Raw genomic sequence first — 26,245 nt, 5'->3', positions numbered from 1 at the left:
TACATGATTTTAAATATATTTTCATTTTATCTTAAATTTGTTACAGTCTTCTTATTAATTATAATAATTTCATCCAGTATGCATTATTCTAATTACCAAACATGTGCTGTAAGACCACATATACCTCTTTCTGAGTGGGATATTTTATCTAGCTTACCAACGGCTTTGGTTATTATTAATTCCCAAGGGCGTATCGTATGGCTAAATCCACCAGCTGAAGCAATGCTAGGATATGGATTACTCGATTCCTTATGGTTAGATGTAATTTTACGCGCTTTTGTTCCTCGCGCAGATGACGGTCATGAAGTATCTCTTGCAGATGGTCGCCGCGCCCATGTAGCTATAGCAACTTTGGACAGTTTACCTGGAATATTAGTCAGTTTAACGGATATAACTGCTACAAGAGATTATGAAAAAGCTAAAGAAAATGAAAAGCGTTTAGTCTCAATTGGTACCATGACTGCACAGCTTGCACATCAAATTAGGACACCCCTGGCTTCGGCAATGTTGTATACAGAACATTTGAATAATCTCCCTGATCTAGATGTACGCACTCAAAGTTGGATTCATCGATTGCAAGAGTGTCATACCAGCATTGAGCAGCAAATTCAGGACTTATTACTGTTTGCACGAGGCACAACAATAGAGCCGACGAGTATGGATATGAGTTATTGGTGTTCTTTACTTGTACAACGTGCGCAGCCTTATGTTTTGGCTCGTAATGTAACTTTCAATGTGAACAATCAGTTGTTTACTGGTGAGTCATTAATTCATTCAGAGTCATTAATTGGTGCTGTTTTAAACTTGGTGATCAATTCATTGCAATCTGATGCAACAGAAATTAATTTAACACTTGCATCTATGGATGATTCGGGTATACAAATATTAGTAGAGGACAATGGTAAGGGAATGACAGAAGAGGTGAAGAGCCAAGCGTTTTCACCTTTTTATACTACAAAGGCTCAAGGTAATGGTTTGGGTTTGGCAGTCGTTTATGCAGTAGTAAAAGCGCACGGCGGTCGTGTGAGCCTCGAATCTACAGAAGGAGTAGGTACACAAGTTAATTTGTTTTTGCCGTAATATGTTGAGTCGTCATCCTGAGCATGACAGAGTACTTCTATTTAAATTCATGAAGCACTTTGTTACGCTCGGGATGATATCCTTTTTATAACACTTAGAAAAAGGACTTTTTTATGAGTCATGTTTTAATCGTTGAAGATGATCCAGTATTAAGGGAAGCGCTGGCTGAAACAATGACTATTGCTGGCCATACATATATTACCGCTAAAGATGGCAAGGAAGCTCTAGCCCTTCTTGAAATTCATAACCCATCTGTTGTTTTAACGGATATTCGCATGGATGAACTTGATGGCAATCAGTTACTCGCAGAGATCCAAAAAAGAAGACTTGGATTGCCTGTGATTTTGATGACGGCTTATGGATCCGTACAAGATGCAGTGAATGCGCTTCATCATGGCGCAGTAGATTATTTACAAAAGCCATTCAGTGCTCAGGTATTAACTGAAAAAATCAATCAATACATTAAAGTAGAGTTTGATGAAGACACTGGAGAACCCATTGCCAAAGATCCTAAAAGTCAGGCTTTACTGACTATGGCATTAAAAGTTGCACAATCGGATGTTGGTGTGATGATTAGTGGTGAAAGTGGGACCGGTAAAGAGGTTTTAGCTCACTTTATTCACGATCATTCGTCGCGTAAAAAGCAGCCTTTCATTGCAATTAATTGTGCAGCAATCCCTGAGCAAATGCTGGAGGCTACTTTATTTGGCTATGAAAAGGGCTCTTTTACTGGGGCTTATAAATCAACTCCTGGAAAGTTTGAGCAAGCACAAGGTGGGACTTTGCTTCTGGATGAAGTTAGTGAAATGCCCTTAAGTTTACAGGCTAAACTGCTTCGTGTTTTGCAAGAGAAAGAAGTGGAGCGAATTGGTGCTAATAAAACAATTAGCTTAGATGTACGCATATTAGCCACCACCAATAGACAACTTAAAGATGAAGTAAAGGCAGGACGTTTTAGGGAGGATTTGTTTTATCGTTTGAATGTTTTTCCCTTACAATGGCACCCCTTACGTGAGCGAAAGAATGATATTATTCCTTTAGCGAATTATTTGATACGTAAACATTGCCAACATAAACAGCCCGTGGTCCCAGTGATTTGTCCTGCTGCTCAGAAACTGATGCTGGCTTATCCTTGGCCAGGAAATGCGAGAGAGTTAGATAATGTGATTCAACGAGCATTAGTGTTACAAACGCAAGGCATTATAGAAGCAGAGCACTTGCAATTGTCATTAACTGCAACATTGATTCCTGAAACAACTCCAGCTGCTCACAGTAAAAATTTGCAAATTCATGAATTTGAATTGATTGAAAAAACTTTATTGGAGAATGAAGGGAATAGACAAAAAGTAGCTGCTTTATTAGGTGTGAGTGAACGAACATTACGTTATAAGCTAGCAAAAATGCGCGAAGAAGGGTATACAGTATAAAAGATTGTGTATGCCTGGGTAGATAGAAGGGACAATAAGCAAACAATTAAGAGGTAAATAGGGATATGAGTGATATTAATACAGTAAACCTGCTAAACCAGATAAAGACAATGTCTGCTAAGGCCGAGGGTGGAGTTATAGAAACAGAGACGAATCAATCTCCCTTTGGTACAGTATTCCAACAAGCATTAAACCAAGTTAATGATTTAAACCAAACCGCCGACGCTTTAAAAACCCGTTTTGAAATGGGCGATCCTAATATTAGTTTAGGGGAAGTGATGATAGCAACCCAAAAGTCCAACTTGGGGCTTGAGGCTACTGTTCGAGTTCGTAACAAAGTGGTACAAGCATATCAAGATATAATGAATATGCCAGTATAATTAGGAGCTTGATATGGCGTTGGCTGATAGTGCATCAACAGTAGCAGCAAAGTTTGCAAATCTATCTATTGCCCGACAAGTAGGCTTGTTAATAGGGATAGCAGCAAGCATAGCAATTGGTTTAGCAGTAGTTTTATGGTCTCGCGATCCAAATTATGTACCTTTATACACACAAATGAATGCACGTGACGCAGCCGAAGTGGTATCTGCACTCGAACGTAATGGTATTGATTTTAAGATTGACAGTAATAACAGCATGGTTATGGTGGCTGCAGAGAATCTGCAACATGTACGCCTCAAATTGGCAATGGAAGGATTACCTCGTGAACCAGCGGGTTCAGATGAACTTTTTTCCAACTCCAACGCATTTAATAGCAGTCAATTTATGGAAAATGCACGTTATAAACAGGCATTGGAAGCGGAGTTGGCACGCACTATAAGTAAATTCAATGATATTAAATCAGCCCGAGTGCATCTTGCAATTCCGCGTGAGTCAGCATTTGTTCGTGATGCACATGAGCCGAGTGCATCGGTTTTTCTTGATGTTTACTCCGGTTTAGAACTTAAAAAGCATACGATTGCTGCTATTGTGAATTTGGTTGCATCCAGTATTCCAAACCTATCAGCAAGTCGTGTTACTGTAGTTGATCAAGATGGGCAGTTATTAAATGAAGGTGGCGGGCAAACTCTTTTTTCAGATACCGAACGCTTTTTAGATTACAGGCAAAATTTAGAACGTCAGTATGCGCAAAAGATTCAAGATATCTTAACGCCAATACTTGGTTATGGTCGTGTTAGAGCAAAAGTTTCTGCTGATGTTGATTTTACAAGTTACGAGCAAACACAAGAACTGTTTAATCCGGAGCAACCTTCTTTGCGTAGTGAACAATCTATGGAAGAAAAGCGCAGCGCTTCAAATGAAGCAGTTGGAGTCCCTGGCACTTTATCCAATATTCCACAAAATAATCCTGCGCTTGCTCCCAAGAATACTCCTCCTAAAAATGCACCGCCACAAGCACAAACGCAAACTACATCCGATACAAATCAAGCCACTGATTCACGTACACAGAGTACTAAAAATTTCGAGTTGGATAAAACAGTAAGCCACACTAAAAATCAACCGGGAACAATTAAACGACTTAGTGTCGCTGTTTTGGTAGACAATCGAGCGGTGATGGATGAAAAAACTAAAAAAATGACTAAAACCCCGTTGACTCCAAAGGAAATAAAGCAAATCCAATTGTTAGTTGCTGATGCCATTGGATTAAATGCGCAGCGAGGCGATAGTTTGAACGTCATCAATACTGATTTTGTTAAGCCTGAACCTATAGCAGCTATTCCTGAGGAGCGTTTTTGGCAGAAAGATATTTTCTGGTCCATAGTCAAGCAAGCAGCAGGTGCCTTATTTGTTTTGGCATTAATTTTTGGTGTGCTAAGACCTATGCTTAAGACGTTGGCAAGTAATCGAAATGTTGGTAATGTTCCGACTGAGGAGCAACCTCTCGGTAATTTAACCTATGATGGGACAATCTCAATCAAAGATGCAAATGATTATGAGTCACAATTAAATTTATTACGCCAGGTTGTTGATAAGGAACCCAAAAGGGTAGCACAGGTTGTTAAAAATTGGGTTGATCGGGGGTAGTTATGGATGGAATAGAGCGCGCAGCCATTTTGCTATTAAGTATGGGTGAAAAAAATGCAGCTGAAGTATTAAGACATCTAGAGCCGAGACAGGTACAGAAGGTTGGTGTTGCAATGACGACACTCAGTAATGTAACTAAGGCGAAAATGGAAAATGTTTTGATCGAGTTTACGAACGCGATTGGAGAGCAGACAAGTTTAACAGTAGATACAGAGCATTATTTGCGTACTGTACTCATTGAAGCATTAGGATTGGAAAAAGCAACTCCATTTATTGACCGGATCTTAGTATCTGATAAAGACAGTGGGCTTAATCGCTTAAAATGGTTGGATGGTCGCTTAATCGCCGATGTTATTCGTAACGAACACCCGCAAATTATTGCAACCATATTAATTCATTTGGATAGTGAGCAAGCTGCTGAAGTAGTACGTTATTTTAGTATGGAAAAACGATCGGAAGTGTTATTGCGTATGTGTAATATCGATACCGTTAAACCAGAGGCCATTTCAGAGCTTGGGCAAGTCATCGAAAAACAACTCAGTGGACAGAAGATAAGTAAAAGCGCCTCCGTAGGAGGAATTAAGAGTGTTGCAGATGTGATTAACTATTTTGATGGCGCTATGGAAGAAGAGGTACTGAATAAAATTAAAGATTGGGATCAAGATCTAAGCGAAAAAATCCGCGACAAAATGTTTGTTTTTGAGAATTTGGTAGATATGGATGATCGAAGCATGCAAACATTATTACGTGATGTGACACCCGAACAATTAAAATTGGCATTAAAAGGTACTACTGAGCCAACTAAAGAAAAAATATTTTCCAATATGTCTAAGCGAGCTGCTGACTTATTGCGTGAGGATATTGAATTACAAGGACCGGTCAAGGTTGTTGATGTGGAGCGTGCACAACGTGATATTCTCGCCGTAGCCAAAAATCTTGCTGAAGATGGCAAAATTGCACTGGGTTCTAAAGGTGGCGATGAGATGATATAGGCTGTAGTCTGGTGTGAATACCTCGCCATCTTGAACGAAGCGAGGGCTCTCTAGGTTGTAGCACTGTGCTATGATAGGAGATTTGTTGTTGTAGCCGGGATGATGGTCAAAAGGCTACTTTTTTATGATGGAATATGATTTCAGGATGATAAGTATATGTCGAATGAATTTGAGCCCTACTTGAAGAAAAAAGGGAATAATCAGGGGTTTAGTGTTTGGGAATACGAATCGATTATTGATAAAGAAGCACAAGTAGAAATTAATGAGGAAGAGCGCTTTCTTGCTGAATGCGAGCGGTTAAAAAATGAAGCGATAGACAAAGGTTATGCAGAAGGGATGCAACGAGCCCAGGCTGAAATTACTGAAAAAAGACAACAGTTTGTACGTTGGTTTGATATATTAAAAAATCCTGTAAAACTTCTTGATGAACAAGTAACCCAAGAAATAATTCAAACTATAATTTGGTTAAGCCAACATTGTATCGGTGTTGAGCTATCTGTTCATCCGGACAAGTTAAAAAATTTATTCGACTCCATCAAATCAGAACTACCCTCCTTAAAAGCGTACAAAGTGCTTGCCATGCATCCAGAAGATGTGAACTGGGTTCAAAGTGAGTTTAATGAAAAGGGGATAGACGGCTTACAGGAAATTTTGGTAGCAGATCCTTCATTAAGTCGAGGTGATTTTTATCTAAAAGGTGAGTATAGTGAATTAGATGGTCGAATATACACCCGTTTAACGACCTTATTCGCGAAACATATAACTCAAGATAATCTGATTACACCTATGAAAGATCAGGATTGATCGATGAAAATTTATGAACCTCATTTGATTAAAATACTTCCTGAAATTCGTGAAAAAGAGCAACTAGGATTATTGCATTGTGGTCGCATAAGTCGTGCTGTAGGTCTCACTCTGGAGGCCAAGGGGTTCAATCAACCTGTTGGAGCACGTTGTTTTATTACCATTGATGCCTCACATACTATTGAAGCTGAGGTAGTTGGGTTTGGCCATGAACGGGCGTATTTGATGTCTATAGGTGCGATCCAGGGACTTGCGCCAGGGATGATTATTACGCCAACAGGACGTGTTGCACAAGTTGAGGTAGGAAGCCAATTATTGGGACGAATTGTAAATGGTTCAGGAACGCTTATAGATGAAGGAGCCCGTCTTGAGCTAAATGAAGCGTACCCTTTAATTAGCCCGGCTATTAATCCTTTAAAAAGAGCGGTTATTGATACTCCTTTAGATGTAGGAATACGTGCAATTAATGGACTACTTACTGTTGGACGTGGTCAGCGAATAGGACTATTTGCAGGTTCAGGAGTGGGGAAATCTGTTTTGTTAGGCATGATGACCCGGTTTACCAAAGCAGATGTTGTGGTTGTTGGATTGATTGGTGAGCGGGGTAGGGAGGTCAAAGAGTTCATTGAATTAAATTTAGGTACAGAGGGCTTAAAACGTGCGGTTGTCGTCGCCGCTCCTGCAGATGAAAGTCCACTAATGCGATTACATGGCGCTAAAGTTGCTACAAGTATTGCTGAATATTTCCGTGATCAAGGCAAACATGTCTTACTCCTTATGGACTCTTTAACTCGTTTTGCGCAGGCACAAAGAGAGATTGCTCTTTCTATAGGTGAAGCACCAGCAACTAAAGGTTATCCGCCCTCAGTTTTTGCTGAACTACCCAAACTCGTTGAACGTGCCGGTAATGGCGAACTAGGAAGTGGTTCGATTACTGCATTTTATACTGTTTTAACTGAGGGGGATGATTTGCAAGATCCCATCGCTGATTCTGCGCGGGCTATTTTGGATGGACATATCGTATTAAGTCGCTCTATTGCTGAAGAAGGACAATACCCTGCTATTGATTTGGAAGCGTCTATCAGTCGTGTAATGCAAACTATAGTATCTAAGCAACAAATGGATGATATGTTATTATTCAAAAAGAATTTATCGCTTTATGAAAAAAATAAAGACTTCATATTGCTTGGTGCTTATGCCAAAGGAAGTGATCCAAATCTTGATAAGGCGATTCAAGCGAGAGATAAAATTCGCGAATATATGGAACAAGGTATTAATGAGCGGTTTGATTATAAGGACAGTGTAGATATGTTAACCCATTTAGCATCATCTTTTGGAGCTAATGGATGAGCCAACGATTAGAACGTTTAAAGCAGCTTCTGCAGATTAAAAAGGATGCGACTCAAGCTGCATATCAAGAACTCTTAAAAGCGCAAGAGCAATTCAAGCAAAATAAAATAAAACATGAGCAATTAGTGATTTATCGTCAGGATTACCTAAAGCAAGTTGAGAAAATTGGTGAACAAGGAACGATAGTTGCCCGACTACGCAACCGCATCGATTTTATTAGCCATTTGGATACAGCTTTAATACAATTGAATGGGCATTTGGCTTATTTAGGAAAGGTAAAGGCTAAGGCCGAACTTAATTATAAGCAAGCGAAAATTTCTGAAGAAGGAGTCAGCCTTTTGATCGAGCGAGTTAATAAGAGCGAACAAGTCAAATTACAGCGCATTGAGCAAAAAGAAAATGATGAGTATGCGCAAAAGCAATGGTATAGTAAACACACCAATGAGTAATCGAACACTAAGCGTGAACAAAGTACTAAAAAGAATTTGGATGCTTTTAGCGGTCTTGATTATTTTTATGGCTGTATTATCCAGCATTTTTCGTTCTCTGACTCCCTGGGCAAAAGAATATAAGGGAGAAGTCGAGCATCATCTGTCAATTTTAATAGGACAACCGGTAACCATTCAAACCATGGAAACTGGATGGCATTGGTTTCAACCGATGCTTAAATTGAATCAAGTCACTTTGGGAGACGATTCAAAACATAACTTTCGTATCAATAAATTGTTAGTTGGCATTAATTTATTTAAATCCCTATGGAGTTGGCAGATACAACCCGGGGTTCTCTATATCGACGATATGCATCTGAATTTGAGAGAAATAGATAATCACTGGGCTATCGATGGTGTTGCAACTGACTCATTAAATACCAGCGATATGACCCCAGAGAAGACCAAGCAAATTTTGATTTGGCTATCACAACAAGAACATTTGATCATTAAACATGTTACCGCATATTTCCATTTTAGTGATGGAGGATTGATTCCTGTTAATGTGTTAAATATATCTGTGGCAAATAGAAGCGGGCATTATAAGTTTAAGGGCGAAGCACGGCTTGAACAAACAAATAGCACTGATTTTCGACTTTTAGGCGATGGATATTTTGATCCGGAACACTTTGAGGACATTGAAGGAAAATTTTATTTCTCAGCTAAAAATATAGTACCTGCTCAGTGGCAAAGTCTATTCCCAAAGACAACGGAGCATTTAGAAGGTGGCAAGGGTAATATTGATTTATGGCTCGATATGCATCATGGTGCAGTTTCTTCAGTGCAAGCACAGGTATCATTTAAGCGACTTGCTTGGCGGTTGCTGAATAATCAACAGAGCCAATTGATTCAATCATTCTTTGCTAACCTTTCTTGGAAACCCGATAATTTAGGTTGGCAGCTCCATATTGATCCAATCAAATTACGTATCGGTGGTGTAACATGGCCTGAGAATCAATTATTGCTGAAATACAATAAGGAGCAACAAAGTTATCTATTATTTGTAAAATCAATCATTATTGAATCATTGTTGTCTAACGCCATTAACTGGCCAGAAAGTATCCAGGGCTTATTGGACATGAAACCACAGGGAGCCTTAAAGGATACCCAGATTCTTGTTACATTGAATAACACTGTTTCAGTCATTCCTCCAATTCCATTTTTCGGTACCGTTGCAAACGAGCACTCACAGACACAATCTACAACTTCTTCAGCCACGGCACAAAACTCTATGGATCTAGTACAAAAAGGCGAGAAGTTTTCCATTAATGATTATTCAATAAATTATGTTTTAACACGATTTGAGCAGTTAGGATGGAATGCTAAAGACAATATACCCCAAGTAAAAAATCTTTCTGGTGTAATTAATTGGCAACCAGACCAGGGGCGTTTGGAGTTTGACTCTGAAAATACATCAATTAAAGTAAAAGGTTATCCAGAGCAAACATTGACATTACTCAATGGTGCTCTTGAGTGGAAAGAGTTGAGTGATGGTTTACGCATTAGTATGGAGCGATTTGTAATAAATCAGCCAGAGCTCACATTAAGTTTACAAGGTGCTGTAGATCAAGTGACTCGCCACTCTGTAGGCCATATTCGTCTTGGCCTAGAGTTTGCTGGTAAAAACTGGCAGCAATGGACTGTGTTTTTGCCTAAAAAATACATGAAACCCAAATTATATTTCTGGCTAAAAAATGATGTGAAACGTATTGCTGAGGCCAGTGGAAAAATAACACTCAATGGTTTAGCCAAAGATTTCCCTTTTGATAATAATACAGGCGAATTCTCTATAGAGAGTTATGCAAGCGGGGGAGAGATTGCGATTAACTCCAAATGGCAGGTCGTAAAAGAGATCGATGGATACATACATTTAAAAAATCGTAACCTCAATATTGATATAGTCCATGCTAATTTTCATGGTGTACCTGCAAAAGATATGCATTTACGTATAGATAGCATAGGGAATAACAAAGAGAATTTATTGGTAAATGGAACAATTGATGCATCAGTACAAAAAATGATGAATTATGTTATGGCTTCTCCTTTAAGGAAAAAGCTATCACTCTTGAAAATGCTTTCGGTGAAAGGTACAGCGTTAGTCAAATTAAGCGTACAAGTCCCTTTATATCCGGAAAATGATGATGTACTTGCGAAAGGTAATGTGACATTTAAAAAAAACACCCTGCTGGTGAATTATGAGTTAGCTCAATTTGCTGCACGAAATTTATCAGGTACGTTGATGTTTGATGAAGCAGGAGTAACAGACAGTTACCTTTTTGCTGATATCTTGGGACACCCAATGAACATCAAGATTCAATCGGTTAAATTACCCAAGCCTGCTACTACGATTGCTATTAATGGAAAATGTTCTGTTGATTCCTTGAAGAATCAATTTAAATTACCTTTGTTTGATTTAGTGGAAGGTTCTTTTAATGCAAATGCTTTATTAAAGTTAAGCGATAAACCTTCTGAAGCGGACAGCATTAGCTTTAATAGTACTTTGGAGGGCTTAGATGTCAACTTGCCTGCACCTTTAGGTAAAAAATCAGATACAAAGGCACCACTGGAGTTAAATCTTGAACTCAAATCAAAAAAATTAATTCGCTTGCGTGGTCGTTATGATAATCGTTTAAGTGCTGATTTGTTATTTAAAAACGCGAAGGAAGGTTATGCCTTTAATTCAGGCCAATTACGTTTAGGTAGCGAAAATGCTGTAAATCAGAATTTACCAGGATTGTCTGTTGTTGGCAGGTTACAAGGATTTGATCTACAAGAATGGAAAGACATATTTGATCAATTTCCTGCAGCGAAAACCAATACCTCTATGCTGTCAAATCTGCGAATTATCAATGTAACCATAGATAAGCTCGATTTTTTGAGGCAACAGTTTAATCAAATGGTTGTTAAAGCAAAAATATTGCCTAATAAAGACTGGTCTTTTAATTTACAACAAAAAAATATTGCAGCTGACTTAACCTATCGTCCTCTTGCGAATGAATTAAGTGGGCATGTGCGTTATTTGCATTTGGACAAGATTGATACCGCAAGTGATGAACTTGCTGAGACGACACAACTGCATCCGGATCAAATACCAAACCTTAATTTACGCATTGACAATTTATCTGTGGGTAAAATACAAGTTGGTGATTTAACTTTGAAAAGTCAATCGACTGCTGAAAAATGGAAAATGGAGTATTGTCAGATTAATTCTCCAGTATATCAGATCAATGCCCAGGGAGAATGGACTCAAAAAGAGAATATAAATCAGACCAATCTTGATGTAAAACTGAACATCACTAATTTAGCTAAAACTTTAGAGCGTTGGAATGTAATGCCTGCTGTTCATGCCAAAAAAGGATATATGGAGTTTCATGGCGGTTGGAAAAAAGGTATATATCAATTTTCTCTTGCCTCGCTGAAAGGTAATATGTATTTACAACTTAAAAATGGAAGAATTACGCATTTAAGCAAGGAAACTGAAGAAAAATTAGATCTTGGTAAGTTATTAAGCATCCTAAGCTTACAGACTATTCCACGACGCTTACAGTTAGATTTTAGTGATTTGGCGCATCAAGGATATAGTTTTGATATTTTTGAAGGTAACTTTGTTGTGAGTAAAGGAATTATGAGTACACAAGACAGTTATCTTGATGGCCCAGTTGCTTATGCAGGCATGAAAGGAGGCCTTGATTTGGTCAAACATACTTATGACCTGAATTTAAAAATATCGCCACATATAACTGCAAGTTTACCGGTCGTCGCGACGATTGCGGGAGGCCCTGTGGCTGGTGTCGCTGCTTGGGTGGCGAACAAAATTATTAATCAAAGCATGCAAAAAATTTCTGGATACAGTTATAAAATTTCAGGGCCATGGAATGAGCCTGTTGTACAGCAACTTAATATTGTAAAGAAGCTAATGAAAAAAGAAGCTCATAACTGAGAGGCCGTAGCTTTGTAGCTTGGGTGCAACGGCAGCCGACCCCGGAAGCTTAGCGTCACCCATTGTTGCGCTCGGAATGATTCCACGGTACCCAAGCTACAAAGTTATAAAAAAATCCGGGTTATAAAGCACTCTGCTACAATTAACAAAAAAAACGAAGACTTGAATGTTACATCTTATATTTGATCGTTATTGGGATATTTGCTTATTAAGAGATAGCCCAGAAAATACGCCTTATTCCGTTACTCGAATGGTTTTGAGCGGCATTTTGTTGGCGTTACTGATGACGGTTGAATGGAATTATTCTTATTTTAACTCTTCCGAAGATATGATAAATAATGCATTTATTTCGATATGCTTGGTCATTTCTTATGTTATTTATACTTATCTAATTTTGTATTTTAAAGGATTGACCTCTCGGCTGGTACAAACCGTTACCTCATTATATTGTATTAATATTGTTATCCATATATTGGTCACTCCTTTATTGATCCTTGCACCTTATTTATCGCTTATTCATTTAAGGAATCCTTTATTTTTATTTGTTGGTATTGTCTATTTATTTTTAAGTTTAGGCTTATCTGTTTGGGAATTTGTTATCACTGCACATATTTATAAATTCGCATTAAATATAACAGCAATTCAATCCGTATTAGCGGCATTTGGTTTAATTGCGGTTAATGTTTTAACTGTTTCTTTATTACAATGAGATTAGGATTATTATGCACTTACATATTTTAGGTATAAGCGGAACTTTTATGAGCGCCCTGGCTTTACTGGCGCGTGATGCGGGATATAAGGTAACTGGAAGTGATGCTAATTGTTACCCGCCAGTAAGTGATTTGCTTGCAGCAAAAGGGATAGCTTGGACTGATGGTTATGATGATGCAACCTTAGCACTACAAGCCGATTTAATTATTGTGGGCAATGCAATAAAAAGAGGTATGCCTGTGCTTGAGGCAGTAATAGAAGCTGGAAAACAATACACTTCTGGGCCTCAATGGCTTGCTGAAAATATTCTATCCAAATACCAAGTCATCGCTGTTTCTGGTACCCACGGTAAAACGACGACTACTTCAATGATAGCTTGGATTTTACATCAAGCAGGACTTAATCCTGGTTTTTTAATTGGGGGGGTGTCATCTGATTTTAAAACAAGTGCATGCTTAGGATCAGGCAAATGGTTTGTGATTGAAGCAGACGAATATGATAGTGCTTTTTTCGACAAACGTCCCAAATTTATGCATTACCGACCCAGAATTGCTATTTTAAATAATCTGGAGTTTGACCATGCAGATATTTATCCTGATTTGGCTGCGATTCAATTACAATTTCATTATTTGTTAAGAACTATTCCGGCGAGTGGTGTTGCGATTAAGCCTCGAGATGATAAAGCATTGAATGAGGTCATTGCTCGTGGTCAATATTCCCGAATTGAAGAGCTGGCTTTGGATGGCGATGCCCAATGGTCAGCGCAATTGATAGAAGAAAATGGCTCCGCATTTAAAGTGTTGCATCATGGAAAAGAGGTCGCTGAGGTTAGATGGTCTTTGATCGGGCGTTTTAATGTGGAAAATGGTTTAGCTGCTCTTGCTGCAAGTGTTAATGCTGGCGTCAGTCCAAACGTAGCAGCGGAGGCTTTAGAGCGTTTTACCCCAGTAAAGCGTCGTTTGGAGGTGCGATCAAATCGACATGGCGTAACAGTTTATGATGATTTTGCGCATCATCCTACTGCCATTATGCGAACAGTTGACGCTTTACAACGAAGTAACCGCCATCAACGTATTTTTGCTGTATTAGAGTTTGCATCGTATACCATGCGCACGGGAGTTCATGCAGATGAAATGGCACATGCCTTGAAACCAGTTCAAGGTGCTTATGTTTTAGAACCACATGATTTTAATTTGAACGAAACTTTGGGAAATTGGACTTGTCCCTATAAAATTTGCAAAGACCATGATGAAATAATTCAAGAGGTATCGAATATAGTGCAAGAGGGGGATGCTGTTTTGGTCATGAGTAATCGAGGCTTTAATGGGATCCACCAGAAACTAATTAACTCCATAGATGAGCGTTTTTCTAGATAGATTGTAACCTGAGTGTAGCGCAGCGAACCCGGAGTTAAAAGCCATCGCTTTCCCTGGGTTGCGCTTTGCTGCACCCAGGATCCAATACATAAAAAAGTACTTTTCCACCTGTTTCTCACTGAATTATCCTCGAGCGCATTGGACATAAAAAATCAGAAAAAGGACTTTCAATTCTTTTTATGCTCAATTAGTTAAATTAATAGTTGCAATATTTTTTATAGGTTGCTATAAAAAATGGAGGCGTTTAAATTTTTGGACGAATGACGCGTTGCAGTTATTGCGGGTCAATATTTGCAGGAGGGACGCAATGACAAAGTTTGCCGAATTTCAGCAAAAAGCAAAACAACTAGCAACGTGTTTAGCAAGAACTTATGGACAACATGTGGGATGCTTAAGTTTATTTTCTCTGTTTATACCTAGCCATGCTGCCATGGATGATGCGACTACAATAAGTACGCTGGCTCACAGTTTGGATGAGACATATGAGTTAATCCAATATGCTAGGCTCGTTAAAAAAGATCCTCTGTTAACCCTAGATGATTTCAATGAATTTAGAAGAAAAATTCTTATTGGAATATATTTGGTAAAGTGGGTTCAATATGATTCTGTAGTAAGTAATTGTCTTCATCAATCTCTGATTGATTTTTTTCGAACTCATTTAGGAGTTCAGTCTATTAAGGAAATAGATCAGGATTTTTTTGATTCATGTTTAAGTGACCTTAGCTATTATTGTACTTTTGTCTATGAACGGCGTGAAGAACAAACATATTTTGATCTTAACAAGCGATTAGGAGCAACAATTCAAAAAGACATTCATGAGTCAAGGCATTTTTTGTTTAACAAAAATGGTTCGTCTTTATCTGAGATTTATAGAGGAATCATGAATTCTTTGGGAAGTGTGTATTAAGGAGGATGTATGACTTTTATCCCACCAACATTTGCAAAACTTAGAGTCAATACGCTTAATTTGGAACCTAAATATTCTACTTTATTAGGACGATATACAATAACAGATAGCCAAGCTAGCAGTGGCTCCTCCCTGGAGGTATTAATCGCTAGAACAAATGATGTAATTCGATGTAAATCGGGCAGGGGGACGCAAATTGATGTATTCAATAAACTAGTAAATTATTTGCGAGATATTCCCAAAGAAAATAAAGAAAAAATCAAAGAAGGCGCGTTGTATTTGTTGGGGGCATTAATTCACCGCTATTTTCGCTTGATTAAAGAATATGAGAATCCTGATGGATATATCTCTTGGTCGCTCTTTGGATGTGATATAACCACTGTAAAGTTATTTTTAGCCATAAGAACTGCATTACAGTTTAAAGCGATGGAGGGGGTTAAGAAGAGATATAAATCGGAAGATTTAAAGATTCTTGATGCGGTTACCGCTGTAAAAGCTCTAGAGGCTTTTCGAAACAATATGTTTGAGAAGGACAAAGAGGATGTTCCTCTTTATAAGAGTTATCCTCATTTTGCTGAGGACAGTAATTTCGAGCAATATTTGTTGGATATTATTGAAGAACAAACAGATCGTGGCGAAGTTCTTCTAGAGCGATTTAAAGCAGTTGACTTTCTTCAATCTTTAGCGGAAAGAATTGATGAAGAACAGAAACAGATTGAAAAAGAAATCGAGAAATGGTGTAAGGGAGTAGCAAAAGATTATAAGGACTTTAATGCTTTTCGAACTTTAGGTGGCAAAGCCATCAATGAAAGTATCGTAAAACACGTTGAATCAGAGAAAGCAAGAAATATAATATTTAGAGTATTTTATACCGGGTTGGTTCAAGAAAATTTAGAATCTATGAATCACGGTATGTTCCAAACAAAAATGAAGGAATGTTATGACTTTACCTGCAGTTTTATTCTTTTTGGTGGCTATGCTTTAGTGTTGCAACATCAACCAAAGATGTTTGACAAACACTTTTCATTTATTATCCAACAAGCTTTAGGACTGGAGCGATCTCTCGAGCAACTGACCAATGAGGATATGTATGATGGGGCGAGGTTTCTCAAACAGTTTCTTGAAGCAGAGCCTAGTGTTGTCTTGGATTGTAGTTTCTTTTATGGAAGAGATATAAGGAATGCTATGGGAAGAGATAAAGTGAATGCCCTGGGCAGAGAGAAAATGAATACTGCACTCGCGAAGATGGAGTCAGAATTACATAGCGCTGTTTTGGCTTCTCAAAAACAGGATGAAGAAAAAGAAAAAGTTGTGGCGCTCGCACATTGATTTGAGGCTGTTTAGCCTGGATAAAGTATTTAATAGAGGGGTTAGTCCTATGTTGAACTCTATGTACTCGTCCAGGCTACACATTATAACTTTTTATTATGAAAAAATTCATTTTCTTGCTGGATGTAATCAAGATCCATGCGAAATAAATTAAATTTTGTTTTTTTATCATAAATATCAATTTGTTCTATTTTTTTAAGTTTATTAACCAAATTTATAGAGAGAGGAAGGCCACATAACTCCATAAATACTTTAATAAACCACATGGTACACATCATCGACACGAATACTGAATCAGGCAGTGTTTTGTAAAATGCAATCGTTGTAAAAATCACACTATCTAGACCTGATGCCAAAAATGAGGAAAGAACAAATCGACCAGCCATATATCGTCCCTGAACTCTAATCTTAGTTTTAGCAATGAGGTATGAGTTAAAGGACTCGGAAATTAGATAACTGATGAATGATGCTAAAATAATTCTGAAGTTAATGGTTAACAATGTATCAAAAATAGCATTATTTGTTGCAAAACTGGGATTGGGCATGTGGATTACGAGTTGACCATACAAAATGAAAAACAAATTAAATATGAACCCACACCAAATAGTACGACGTGCATATTTATAACCATACACCTCAGTGATCAAATCAGAAAGCAAAAAAGATAATGGAAAAATCAATGTTCCAGCATCTGTTGTTAAACCGCAAATACTAATTAGCCGAGGATCAAACCAATTGGCCAATACGATGATCATCGAATAAGTTAAAGTCAGATACCATAAATGATTCGAATGGATAATCACTGCGCTATTTTTAGATGTACTATTTATTACTGTATCCATTATTACAGCTTTAATGAAAACGGATTGAAATTAGTTGTTACATCATAATAATCGACATTATCTTTTCTTTTTAAATAGTTTGAGACTTGATATGTAATGGGCAGAGCACACATTTCATATGCTACTTTGAACAAATACATCGTCCCAATAATTTGCCAAATTGCCGCATAGGGCAGTATGAATAAAAAAGCAATATGAGTAAAAAGTAGGGTGTCAATGCCAACGCCAACCATCGTGCTGGTCATGGCGCGTAGCCAAAGTCGCTTGCCAGATGCCAGTACTTTAAGTTTGGCCAAAATTATCGAATTAGCAAACTCACCAAAAAAATAACTAATTACTGACGCCAAAAATACTCTGAGTGTACCTTGATATATTGTTGCATAGGCTTCTTGATGAGGCCAGTAGGGGGAGGGAGTCAGGTAGATGGTTAGCCATGTCCCTAGAAATATAATTGTATTTGCAAGGAGAGCCATCCATATAATCCGTCGACTTACTTTAAATCCATATACTTCGGTCAGGATATCATCGAAAACATAAGTTAAAGGAAAGAAAATTAAACCAGCAGCAAAATTAATTGGGCCAAAAGAGGCAACTTTAAATGCAGCTAAATTAGATAAAATTAAAAAAGTTGTAAACAGTATTCCTACACTGATGACACTGGATTTGTTTGCAGCTGTTTGTTTGGGAAATCTTTTAATTAAATCCAGGTTATTGGTTTGTTCCGCAGAGTATAATGCAGCGATATGCGCCACATCTTCATGCGAAAAACTATCTAACCATTTTTTTTGATACAGTTCGCTTACCGGTTTGTCAAAGGTTACCGCTTGACCAGTAACTTGGATTTTGACATAAACTTTTGCCGTTTTTTGATAGCTGTCATCAATTGAAATAATCCGGTATGCATTAGAAATAATTTTACCTGCTGGAACCTGAAACAGTTGTTTTATTCGATGAAATAATTTATTGATCATGTTTTTAGATTGGAAAATGTCTGACGACTTTATTATGCCTAAAAATAAAACAAAAGTCAGTAAGCTTATGCCAGAGATACTGATCGGCAAAACCATTCACATGGAACCACTTACCCTAAGTCATTATGAGTATTTACGGCAGCCGGCTAATGATGCACGAATTTGGACCTATATGCCAAATAAAGCGAATGGAGAGTTTTACGAGTCTTGGTTTCAAGATTGTTTACTAAAGCAGATGCAAGGGATACAACTGACATATGTAATAAGAAGAATAAAAGATAATCAATTAATTGGAACCCGTGCTTATTATGAAATCGAACTACAACATAAAAAGTTGGAAGTTGGATACGGTTGGCTTAATCCAGCGGCATGGGGAAAACGATATAATCATGAGTCTTTACTATTACTATTTCAAAACGCTTTTGAAACATGGGATATCAATCGTGTACAAATCGCAACCGATCCGCGTAATGTTAAGAATTACAATACCTTAAAAAAATTAGGGGCAACAAAAGAAGGTATTTTACGCCAACATATGATCCATCATAACGGCCAAGTCACAGACACTGCCTTGTTTAGTATTCTTGCTGAAGAATGGCTTGCAGTAAAAAGGAAGTTGATAGAACGTTTAGAGCATGTAGAAGGATAATGTGTTTGGTTGGTTATTGCACAAGCAGCGGGAATAAATAATTTGCAAAAGAAGCTCTTGTGAAAATAGGCAAATAGACTTATAACTGGATGCCTTTAGTTTTTTAACATATTGCCACGCCTAAAAATATTACAAGCTGATGTTGGTGATGAGTTTTCTAACGGGGTAAAAGCAAATTGGGAAGAGTATCAGGTTAGACTTTAGAGAGGCGAGTTGATAAACAACCATATGTACTAATGGTTTCATGTTGATACCTCACTTATATAGCATAGGATTTGCAATGGAAAAAAATAAATTATTTTTACGCTTGCTGGGTTTTTATTTCTTATTTACTATGGCCTTTGTTCATGCAACTTCAACGCCATTATTTACTCTTGAACCGATTACACCTACTTCAATCCCTGTACCTAGCAATGGAACCGCGGTCGTTCAATATACCGTCACCAATATGTCTTCTAAGCCCCATACATTAAAGATGGTTCCTATCACTGGTATGGCGCAAGTAACTAATGTAGGAAATTGTGCCGATTCTTTTGCCCTGACTTCTAAACAATCATGCACACTCACCTTGCAGGTGAATGGCGCTCAAATGTCACCTCATTATAAGGGAGGCCCTATAGTCTGTCAGCAAGGTCCAAATGGAAAACCCAATCCGAACCAATGTTATCAGCCTAGTGCTGCAAATGTCTTAAATGTCACGGTAGCAACACCGTCTGTACCCACTTTATATGTCGGAACACAAAATGGTGTTTATTATTCAATAGATGATGGTACTACTTGGGTTGGTACAAATCCACCTGCTGGTGGAAGCGCAATCAGTAGCGTTGTTGCGCTGAGCACCATATTGTATGCTGGATCCATCAACGGAACAGTTTATTCTTCATTTAATAACGGTACGACCTGGTCTCCTATTGTGTCTCCAGCACCAGGTTATGCTGTCAATGCCCTGTATGTTTCAGCAAATTATAAACTTTATATAGCAAGTGCTAATGGAAGTATTTTTATTTGCTCGCTTAATGGAAAAAATTGTACTACGACTACTCCACCTGCTACAGGTTTTGCGGTGAACGCCATTTTTGTAGCAACTAATGCGCTATATGCTGCAAGCGCCAACGGATTAGTTTATTACTCCAACAATAATGGAGTGACTTGGGTAGCTATTAATGGCCAACCTGATGGCAGTGCAGTCAGCTCAGTATATGTTGCTGCGAATACTCTATATGTAGGTACTGCAAATGAATATGTATATACAAGCACATCATTAACTGGTGGTGGAGCTTGGACTCCGTATGCGCAAACTGTCTACAGCTTATTTGTTAATGCAGCGGGTTCAGTAGTATATGCGGGTACACAAGGAGGTTTTATTTACTCATTAATTAGTGGCAATGAGGTCGGATTTGTAACTTATGGTCCGATTAATAGCCTATATCAGTTGGGATAAGAATTGCGAGTTAATCCTAATTTTTACCAGGGAGGTAATAAATGTTTGTAATGCGCCTTATAGTTTGTCTTTTTTCGCTAATGATATTTTTATCTACAGTGTGGGCTGGAGCTGAAATAAAACAATCCAATTTCTATAATATTGAGCTCCCTATCTTAAAGAACGCGAAATTGCTTGGGCCAATGAATCCACAACAAGAAATTACGTTTACAATTTGGCTTAAACTCAGGAATAAAGAGAAGCTTAATCACTTTATAGATGAATTATATGATCCACAAAGTTTTTATTATCAAAAATTTTTAACAAAAGAAGAATACGATGCAAACTATGCTCCAAGCGAAAGAGGGGTAAAAGAGGTTGAGAATTATTTTATTGCACATGGAATGAAGACAAAAAAAGTGTTTACTACAATACAGGTAACCGCGAAAGCAAGTGAAATTGAGAAAGTACTACAGATAAAACTTAATAATTATCTGTATAAAAATAAACTTTTTTATGGGAACGTTTCTAAACCAAAGATAAATTCTGAAATTGCGCAATACATATCAGGGATTAGTGATCTCAGTAATATTCCCAATGGACATCCTAAAATCCATCTGGAATCATCAAAAAAGTTTAAAACGCTTAAGGAGTCACAAGCTAATAAGCACGTTGAAATACTTAATTTCGCTTGGGATACCTTTTCGCCAACAGCAATACCTACAACCACTTCGTTACAAGGGTTTACAGGTTATCAAATGCGAGCGGCTTATAATATAAGTAGTATAGCTCCTGTTAATGGAGTGACCATCGATGGAACAGGACAAACTATCATTATTATCGATGGTTGTGGGACGCAGGGCTCTGCAGGCATTATGGATGACGTAAACACCTATAATATTGCAAACTCTTTGCCACAATTAAGCGCGAGTAACTTCGATGTGGTCGATTATCACGGTAATCCATACACCCTGGGATCTCTAACGTGTGGCAGTGCTTCCAGCTGGGATGGTGAAATCGCGCTTGATATAGAGGCATCGCACACGATGGCTCCCGGAGCCAACATTGTTTTAGTTATGACAAATGATGTTAATAATGCCCAGGTAGCAACAGCGATTAATACCCTTATCAATAACCAATTTACTCTGGGTGGCTTTACCAATGCTTATGTGGTTTCCAACAGTTGGGGTAGTGCTTATGATTTGCAAAATGAGCCATTAGATGCCACTTTGCAGGTTGCTACGGGAATGGGGGCAAGTATTAATTTTGCAGCAGGCGACTGTGGGGATCAAACCTATCATAGCTCATGGCCTTGCGCTAAGATTGGCAACGATCCGTCGATAGGGTTCCCAGCCAGTTCAGCTTATGTTACATCGGTAGGAGGAAGCAGCTTATTTGTTGATAGTAATTATAATTATGCATTTGAATCCGGTTGGGGTACTTACAAGAATGGTAAACTTTATTCAGGTAGTATGGGAGGAGTTAGTAAATGGCGTTCTTTTCCATCCTGGCAAGCGCCGATAAGTAATTTTACTGCTGGTGGTTATGGCATTGTTGGTAGTACTAATCGAGCAATTCCTGATATAGCCATGGTAGCAGATTATTACACGGGGCTGCTTATTTTTCAGGGGGGGGCTTTTTATAAAACAGGTGGAGCCAGTCAATCTACGCCCTTATTTTCTGGTGTAGTGACCTTAGTGAATCAAGCTCGTGCTATCTTAAACGGCGGAGCGCAAAGACCAATTGGCTTAGTAGCACCTTATTTTTACACCTTTAACAGTCTGTTAACCAACAGCAAAGCGTTAAATCTCATTACACCACCACATCAAATAATAAGTGGTGCTACACCAGTTAACAATGCACCGGCTGGTTCTATTCCACCTGTTTCTGCATTTAATATTTCTGTAAATACGGATGTTATTACATTTAATTGGGATGGCGTTCTTAGCATTATTGAGAGCCAATTTTGGAACGATGTTGTAGGCGTTGGCTCGCCTAATCCGCCTAATTTTGTTAGTGTTATGGCGAGATTATAGTTATAACAGTTGATTTATTACAGTTAGTCCCAAATGTAATTTGTTACATTTGGGACTAACTGTTTCTTTAAAGTTAATGGCTTGTAAATTTCATGTCGCCATCTTTATAAGAGACTTTAATCGTTTCACCTGACTTAAATTTTCCTGTCAAAATATCTTGAGCCAGAGGATTTTCTAACTGTTGTTGAATGGTACGTTTTAAAGGTCTTGCACCATATACCGGATCAAAACCAGCCTCTGCTAAATGCGTTAAGGCTTCTTGAGTTACATCAAGATGCATATCTTGTTGTTTCAGACGTTTTTGCAAATAGGCAATTTGGATTGCAGCAATTTTTGCAATTTGCTCTTTTGCAAGAGAATGGAAGACCACCGTATCATCAATACGATTAATGAATTCAGGACGAAAGTGTTGTCGCACCATCTCCATTACTGCATCTTTAATTTGTTCGTATTTAAATTTATTACCCATTTCTTGAATTAAATTGGATCCAAGATTTGAGGTCATGACAATAATGGTGTTGCGAAAATCAACAGTACGTCCTTGACCATCTGTTAAACGACCATCATCCATAACTTGTAACAGTATATTGAACACATCGGTATGCGCTTTTTCTACTTCATCAAGTAAAATCACAGAATAAGGTCTGCGACGAACCGCTTCTGTTAAATATCCTCCTTCTTCATAACCTACATATCCTGGTGGTGCACCAATCAGACGGGCAACAGAATGTTTCTCCATAAATTCTGACATGTCGATGCGTACCATGGCTTCGTCAGTATCAAAGAGGAATGATGCCAGAGCCTTACATAACTCTGTCTTACCTACACCAGTAGGCCCAAGGAATAGAAATGATCCAATAGGGCGATTGGGGTCAGATAAACCTGCACGTGAACGGCGAATAGCATTAGATACGGCATCGATTGCTTCATTTTGTCCTATAAGACGATTATGTAGCACTTCTTCCATACGCAGTAATTTTTCTTTTTCACCTTCCATCATTTTGGCTACGGGTATACCGGTCCACTTTGAAACGACTTCTGCAACCTCATCTTCTGTCACTTTATTACGTACTAATTTATTCTCATGAGACTCAACTTCAGCTACTTGCGTTAGGCGTTTTTCAAGTTCTGGAATTCGGCCATATTGTAATTCAGACATACGACTCAGATCCCCAGCCCGACGAGCTGTTTCCATTTCAAGTTTGGCTTGCTCCAGGGACTCTTTAATTTGCGTGGCACCTTGCATGGTTGCTTTTTCAGCTTTCCAGACCTCCTCTAAATCAGAATAGTTATGTTCCAATTCATCAATAGTATGTTGTAAATCATCAAGGCGTTTTTTAGATGCCTCATCATGCTCTTTTTTAAGTGCTTCTCGTTCAATTTTTAGTTGAATTAAACGGCGTTCTAATTTATCCATACTTTCAGGTTTTGAATCGATTTCCATACGAATTAAGCTTCCTGCCTCATCAATTAAATCTATTGCTTTATCCGGTAGTTGCCTGTCTGTAATGTATCGATGCGATAGCGTAGCTGCTGCGACTATAGCTGGATCAGTAATTTCAACCCCATGATGTACCTCATAACGTTCTTTTAAACCACGCAGGATAGCAATTGTATCTTCAACGCTTGGTTCATCAACCAAAACTTTTTGGAAACGTCGCTCTAAAGCAGCGTCTTTTTCAATGTATTGTCGGTATTCATCTAAAGTGGTTGCACCGATGCAGTGAAGCTCGCCCCGTGCTAAAGCAGGTTTTAACATGTTGCCCGCATCCATTGCACCTTCAGCTTTTCCTGCACCAACCATGGTATGAATTTCATCAATAAAGAGAATAATCTGTCCTTCTTGTTTTGCTAAATCATTAAGAACGGCCTTGAGGCGCTCTTCGAATTCACCACGATATTTTGCGCCGGCAATTAGGGCGCCCATGTCTAAAGAAAGCAAGCGTTTGTTCTTTAAACCCTCTGGAACTTCACCATTAATAATACGTTGTGCCAATCCTTCAACAATCGCGGTTTTACCTACCCCGGGTTCACCGATTAAGACAGGATTATTTTTAGTGCGTCGTTGCAACACTTGGATGGTTCTACGTATTTCATCGTCACGACCAATTACAGGATCTAATTTACCTTGTTCCGCACGAGCGGTTAAGTCGAGCGTATATTTTTCCAAAGCTTGACGCTGTTCTTCGGCATTAGGATCGTTAATGCTTTCGCCACCACGTAACTCATTAATAGCACTTTCGATTGCTTTAGCCTCACCGCCCGCTTGTTTCAGCATACGAGAAAGACTGCCTTCCTCATTGATCGCCGCTAAAATAAAAAGCTCGCTGGAGATAAAATTATCTTTCTTTTGTTGTGCTAATTTATCGGTAAGATTTAATAAACGATTTAAGCCGTTAGAAATGTGTATATCACCTCCAATTCCAGATACTTTAGGAAGTTTATCTAAGGCTTGATCTAAAAGGGTTCTTAATAAAGGGATATTAACACCTGCTTTACTGAGCAAAGGTCGGCAACTCCCTCCTTGTTGATCGAGCAGAGCCTTCATGAGGTGTTCTGGCTCTATAAAGCCATTATCTCTTCCTAAAGCTAATGATTGGGCATCTGCTAATGCTATTTGAAACTTTGATGTTAGTTTATCCATTCTCATAATATATAACCTTATATATGGGGTTAATTTTCAGCAACTATTACCATGTTCACCGAAAAGCGATATCGGGTACATCTTGAACGCTTTTAATTCAAAAGTATGTTCACATCCCGTTCAATCTATACTCAAATCTGTCTTTTCTCCTAAAGTACTCAAAATCTGGTGAATACTTACAATTTTCTTATATCTACCGTAAAATGAGGTTTAATTAAATTATTTCAAGTGACTCATTATGACAAATGACCCTTCTTCTAATTCTACTCCGGATTCTCAAGCTTTGCTGAATCAAGTCATCATTGATTATATAAAAGAAGCAAAGAGGAAACGCAGATGGAAATGGTTTATGCGTGTTATTTATTTGCTAATTATTTTGTTTATAGCCTATCGCGTATTAGTGAGTACTAATGAAGACGTAGGTACTAATATCAAACCTCATGTGGGTGTAATCGATATTATCGGTGAAATGTCTGAAGCGAAAGCCAATGCAGATGATTTTGCCAGGGGCTTGGATTCAGCTTATAAAAACTCTGGGTTAAAGGCATTGATTGTTCGTATTAATAGTCCCGGTGGTAGCCCAGTTCAGGCTGAATACATGTATAACATTATCAAGTTTTATCAAAAAAAATATCCTGATGTGAAAATTTATTCAGTATGTGTGGATGCGTGTGCTTCTGCTGCTTACTATGTTGCTGTTGCTACAGAGAATATTTATGCTAGCCCTGCGAGTATGGTTGGCTCTATCGGTGTTTTGTATAATGGTTTTGGTTTTGTTGATCTAATGAACAAAATAGGTGTTGCACGTAGATTGCAAACATCAGGTGCAAATAAATCATTCTTGGATCCATTTTCTCCTGAAACAGATTTTGCAAAACAAAAACTGCAAGTGATGTTGGATCAGGTTCATCAGCAATTTATTAATAGAGTAAAAGAGGGCCGAGGCAGCCGTTTACACATTGATGATGAAACATTCTCTGGACTTTTTTGGACTGGTGAGCAAGCTTTAACTATGGGGCTAATTGATGGTTTGGCGAGCAGCGGGCAAGTCGCTCGTGATGTAATCAAAGTTCCAGAGGTTGTTGATTATACACACAAGCAAAACCTTTTCGATCGTGTGACCAGAAACCTGGGAACTGCGCTGGCTGATGAACTGCCATTGAGTTTTGGAGCGAAACAAGGATTTAAATAATTTGTCGCTTCAATGCTTGATAACTGTATATTCTCACTAGTACCGCGCTTTATGCGTGGTAT

The 26,245-nt window shown here is 38.3% G+C and carries 20 protein-coding genes; 17 read left to right on the top strand and 3 right to left on the bottom strand.

The window, feature by feature from the left end:
- The first annotated feature begins 78 nt into the window (after positions 1–78).
- The 13 genes from BGO44_RS01550 to BGO44_RS01490 all read left to right on the top strand — a co-directional run bounded on the left by BGO44_RS01550 (position 79) and on the right by BGO44_RS01490 (position 16,429).
- Positions 79–1,080: a sensor histidine kinase gene (locus BGO44_RS01550; protein WP_273199199.1), complete on the top strand. Its 1,002-nt coding sequence runs from the start codon at positions 79–81 to the stop codon at positions 1,078–1,080.
- A gap of 113 nt (positions 1,081–1,193) precedes the next feature.
- Positions 1,194–2,507, top strand: a complete 1,314-nt coding sequence (locus BGO44_RS01545; protein ID WP_058512423.1) for a sigma-54-dependent transcriptional regulator — start codon at positions 1,194–1,196, stop codon at positions 2,505–2,507.
- Positions 2,508–2,572: 65 nt separating this feature from the next.
- Positions 2,573–2,887, top strand: a complete 315-nt coding sequence (gene fliE / locus BGO44_RS01540) for a flagellar hook-basal body complex protein FliE (RefSeq protein WP_058512424.1) — start codon at positions 2,573–2,575, stop codon at positions 2,885–2,887.
- 13 nt (positions 2,888–2,900) lie between these two features.
- Complete coding sequence (gene fliF, locus BGO44_RS01535; RefSeq protein ID WP_058512425.1) at positions 2,901–4,532, top strand: flagellar basal-body MS-ring/collar protein FliF; 1,632 nt, start codon at positions 2,901–2,903, stop codon at positions 4,530–4,532.
- Positions 4,533–4,534: 2 nt separating this feature from the next.
- Positions 4,535–5,524, top strand: coding sequence for a flagellar motor switch protein FliG (gene fliG, locus BGO44_RS01530; protein WP_058512426.1), 990 nt, complete (start codon positions 4,535–4,537; stop codon positions 5,522–5,524).
- 156 nt (positions 5,525–5,680) lie between these two features.
- Entirely contained in the window at positions 5,681–6,328 is a 648-nt protein-coding gene (locus BGO44_RS01525; protein WP_058512427.1) for a flagellar assembly protein FliH, read from the top strand.
- A gap of 3 nt (positions 6,329–6,331) precedes the next feature.
- Complete coding sequence (gene fliI / locus BGO44_RS01520) at positions 6,332–7,678, top strand: flagellar protein export ATPase FliI (protein WP_058512428.1); 1,347 nt, start codon at positions 6,332–6,334, stop codon at positions 7,676–7,678.
- Complete coding sequence (fliJ, locus tag BGO44_RS01515) at positions 7,675–8,127, top strand: flagellar export protein FliJ (protein WP_058512429.1); 453 nt, start codon at positions 7,675–7,677, stop codon at positions 8,125–8,127. Before fliI ends, fliJ begins: the two co-directional genes overlap by 4 nt.
- Positions 8,087–12,106 (top strand): YhdP family protein, encoded by a 4,020-nt coding sequence (locus tag BGO44_RS01510; RefSeq protein ID WP_273199500.1) that lies wholly within the window; start codon positions 8,087–8,089, stop codon positions 12,104–12,106. Before fliJ ends, BGO44_RS01510 begins: the two co-directional genes overlap by 41 nt.
- 166 nt (positions 12,107–12,272) lie before the next feature.
- Positions 12,273–12,815, top strand: coding sequence for a hypothetical protein (locus tag BGO44_RS01505; protein WP_273199498.1), 543 nt, complete (start codon positions 12,273–12,275; stop codon positions 12,813–12,815).
- A 13-nt stretch (positions 12,816–12,828) separates the two neighbouring features.
- Positions 12,829–14,193, top strand: coding sequence for a UDP-N-acetylmuramate:L-alanyl-gamma-D-glutamyl-meso-diaminopimelate ligase (gene mpl / locus BGO44_RS01500; protein WP_058512432.1), 1,365 nt, complete (start codon positions 12,829–12,831; stop codon positions 14,191–14,193).
- A 307-nt stretch (positions 14,194–14,500) separates the two neighbouring features.
- The gene (locus tag BGO44_RS01495; protein ID WP_058512433.1) at positions 14,501–15,100 is read left to right on the top strand and encodes a hypothetical protein; all 600 of its coding nucleotides are present in this window, start codon (positions 14,501–14,503) and stop codon (positions 15,098–15,100) included.
- A gap of 9 nt (positions 15,101–15,109) precedes the next feature.
- On the top strand, positions 15,110–16,429 hold the full coding sequence (locus BGO44_RS01490) for a hypothetical protein (protein WP_058512434.1): 1,320 nt from the start codon (positions 15,110–15,112) through the stop codon (positions 16,427–16,429).
- 83 nt (positions 16,430–16,512) lie between these two features.
- Here BGO44_RS01490 and BGO44_RS01485 read toward each other — a convergent pair whose 3' ends face one another.
- Together BGO44_RS01485 and BGO44_RS01480 are read right to left on the bottom strand one after the other, a co-directional pair.
- Positions 16,513–17,271 (bottom strand): queuosine precursor transporter, encoded by a 759-nt coding sequence (locus tag BGO44_RS01485; protein ID WP_058512435.1) that lies wholly within the window; start codon positions 17,269–17,271, stop codon positions 16,513–16,515.
- 2 nt (positions 17,272–17,273) lie between these two features.
- A complete protein-coding gene (locus tag BGO44_RS01480; protein ID WP_058512436.1) occupies positions 17,274–18,242 on the bottom strand; it encodes a queuosine precursor transporter in 969 nt (322 codons plus the stop codon).
- 16 nt (positions 18,243–18,258) lie between these two features.
- On the opposite strand from BGO44_RS01480, the gene BGO44_RS01475 reads away from it, so the two are divergent.
- The 3 genes from BGO44_RS01475 to BGO44_RS01465 all read left to right on the top strand — a co-directional run bounded on the left by BGO44_RS01475 (position 18,259) and on the right by BGO44_RS01465 (position 22,347).
- Entirely contained in the window at positions 18,259–18,891 is a 633-nt protein-coding gene (locus tag BGO44_RS01475; protein ID WP_058512493.1) for a GNAT family N-acetyltransferase, read from the top strand.
- A 280-nt stretch (positions 18,892–19,171) separates the two neighbouring features.
- Positions 19,172–20,332: a WD40/YVTN/BNR-like repeat-containing protein gene (locus BGO44_RS01470; RefSeq protein WP_058512437.1), complete on the top strand. Its 1,161-nt coding sequence runs from the start codon at positions 19,172–19,174 to the stop codon at positions 20,330–20,332.
- A 41-nt stretch (positions 20,333–20,373) separates the two neighbouring features.
- Positions 20,374–22,347, top strand: a complete 1,974-nt coding sequence (locus tag BGO44_RS01465) for a S53 family peptidase (RefSeq protein ID WP_273199493.1) — start codon at positions 20,374–20,376, stop codon at positions 22,345–22,347.
- A 73-nt stretch (positions 22,348–22,420) separates the two neighbouring features.
- Here BGO44_RS01465 and clpB read toward each other — a convergent pair whose 3' ends face one another.
- The gene (gene clpB, locus BGO44_RS01460) at positions 22,421–24,997 is read right to left on the bottom strand and encodes an ATP-dependent chaperone ClpB (protein WP_058512439.1); all 2,577 of its coding nucleotides are present in this window, start codon (positions 24,995–24,997) and stop codon (positions 22,421–22,423) included.
- A 232-nt stretch (positions 24,998–25,229) separates the two neighbouring features.
- On the opposite strand from clpB, the gene BGO44_RS01455 reads away from it, so the two are divergent.
- Positions 25,230–26,183 (top strand): S49 family peptidase, encoded by a 954-nt coding sequence (locus BGO44_RS01455; RefSeq protein ID WP_273199490.1) that lies wholly within the window; start codon positions 25,230–25,232, stop codon positions 26,181–26,183.
- The last annotated feature ends 62 nt before the right edge of the window (positions 26,184–26,245 follow it).

The organism is Legionella sp. 39-23 (assembly GCF_001897665.1).
GTDB classification, from domain to species: Bacteria; Pseudomonadota; Gammaproteobacteria; order Legionellales; family Legionellaceae; genus Legionella; species Legionella steelei.
Note: the sequence above shows the minus strand (reverse complement) of the source record. Positions and strands in the feature narration are given on the sequence as shown.

What these genes read in the sequence shown, in the direction of transcription:
- BGO44_RS01485 (WP_058512435.1), bottom strand. Translation starts at nt 17,271, where the DNA reads ATGGATACAGTAATAAATAGTACATCTAAAAATAGCGCAGTGATTATC.
- fliJ (WP_058512429.1), top strand. Translation starts at nt 7,675, where the DNA reads ATGAGCCAACGATTAGAACGTTTAAAGCAGCTTCTGCAGATTAAAAAG.
- fliI (WP_058512428.1), top strand. Translation starts at nt 6,332, where the DNA reads ATGAAAATTTATGAACCTCATTTGATTAAAATACTTCCTGAAATTCGT.
- BGO44_RS01510 (WP_273199500.1), top strand. Translation starts at nt 8,087, where the DNA reads ATGCGCAAAAGCAATGGTATAGTAAACACACCAATGAGTAATCGAACA.
- clpB (WP_058512439.1), bottom strand. Translation starts at nt 24,997, where the DNA reads ATGAGAATGGATAAACTAACATCAAAGTTTCAAATAGCATTAGCAGAT.
- BGO44_RS01455 (WP_273199490.1), top strand. Translation starts at nt 25,230, where the DNA reads ATGACAAATGACCCTTCTTCTAATTCTACTCCGGATTCTCAAGCTTTG.
- fliG (WP_058512426.1), top strand. Translation starts at nt 4,535, where the DNA reads ATGGATGGAATAGAGCGCGCAGCCATTTTGCTATTAAGTATGGGTGAA.
- BGO44_RS01495 (WP_058512433.1), top strand. Translation starts at nt 14,501, where the DNA reads ATGACAAAGTTTGCCGAATTTCAGCAAAAAGCAAAACAACTAGCAACG.
- BGO44_RS01545 (WP_058512423.1), top strand. Translation starts at nt 1,194, where the DNA reads ATGAGTCATGTTTTAATCGTTGAAGATGATCCAGTATTAAGGGAAGCG.
- BGO44_RS01505 (WP_273199498.1), top strand. Translation starts at nt 12,273, where the DNA reads ATGTTACATCTTATATTTGATCGTTATTGGGATATTTGCTTATTAAGA.
- fliF (WP_058512425.1), top strand. Translation starts at nt 2,901, where the DNA reads ATGGCGTTGGCTGATAGTGCATCAACAGTAGCAGCAAAGTTTGCAAAT.
- BGO44_RS01490 (WP_058512434.1), top strand. Translation starts at nt 15,110, where the DNA reads ATGACTTTTATCCCACCAACATTTGCAAAACTTAGAGTCAATACGCTT.
- BGO44_RS01470 (WP_058512437.1), top strand. Translation starts at nt 19,172, where the DNA reads ATGGAAAAAAATAAATTATTTTTACGCTTGCTGGGTTTTTATTTCTTA.
- fliE (WP_058512424.1), top strand. Translation starts at nt 2,573, where the DNA reads ATGAGTGATATTAATACAGTAAACCTGCTAAACCAGATAAAGACAATG.
- BGO44_RS01550 (WP_273199199.1), top strand. Translation starts at nt 79, where the DNA reads ATGCATTATTCTAATTACCAAACATGTGCTGTAAGACCACATATACCT.
- mpl (WP_058512432.1), top strand. Translation starts at nt 12,829, where the DNA reads ATGCACTTACATATTTTAGGTATAAGCGGAACTTTTATGAGCGCCCTG.
- BGO44_RS01475 (WP_058512493.1), top strand. Translation starts at nt 18,259, where the DNA reads ATGTCTGACGACTTTATTATGCCTAAAAATAAAACAAAAGTCAGTAAG.
- BGO44_RS01525 (WP_058512427.1), top strand. Translation starts at nt 5,681, where the DNA reads ATGTCGAATGAATTTGAGCCCTACTTGAAGAAAAAAGGGAATAATCAG.
- BGO44_RS01465 (WP_273199493.1), top strand. Translation starts at nt 20,374, where the DNA reads ATGTTTGTAATGCGCCTTATAGTTTGTCTTTTTTCGCTAATGATATTT.
- BGO44_RS01480 (WP_058512436.1), bottom strand. Translation starts at nt 18,242, where the DNA reads ATGATCAATAAATTATTTCATCGAATAAAACAACTGTTTCAGGTTCCA.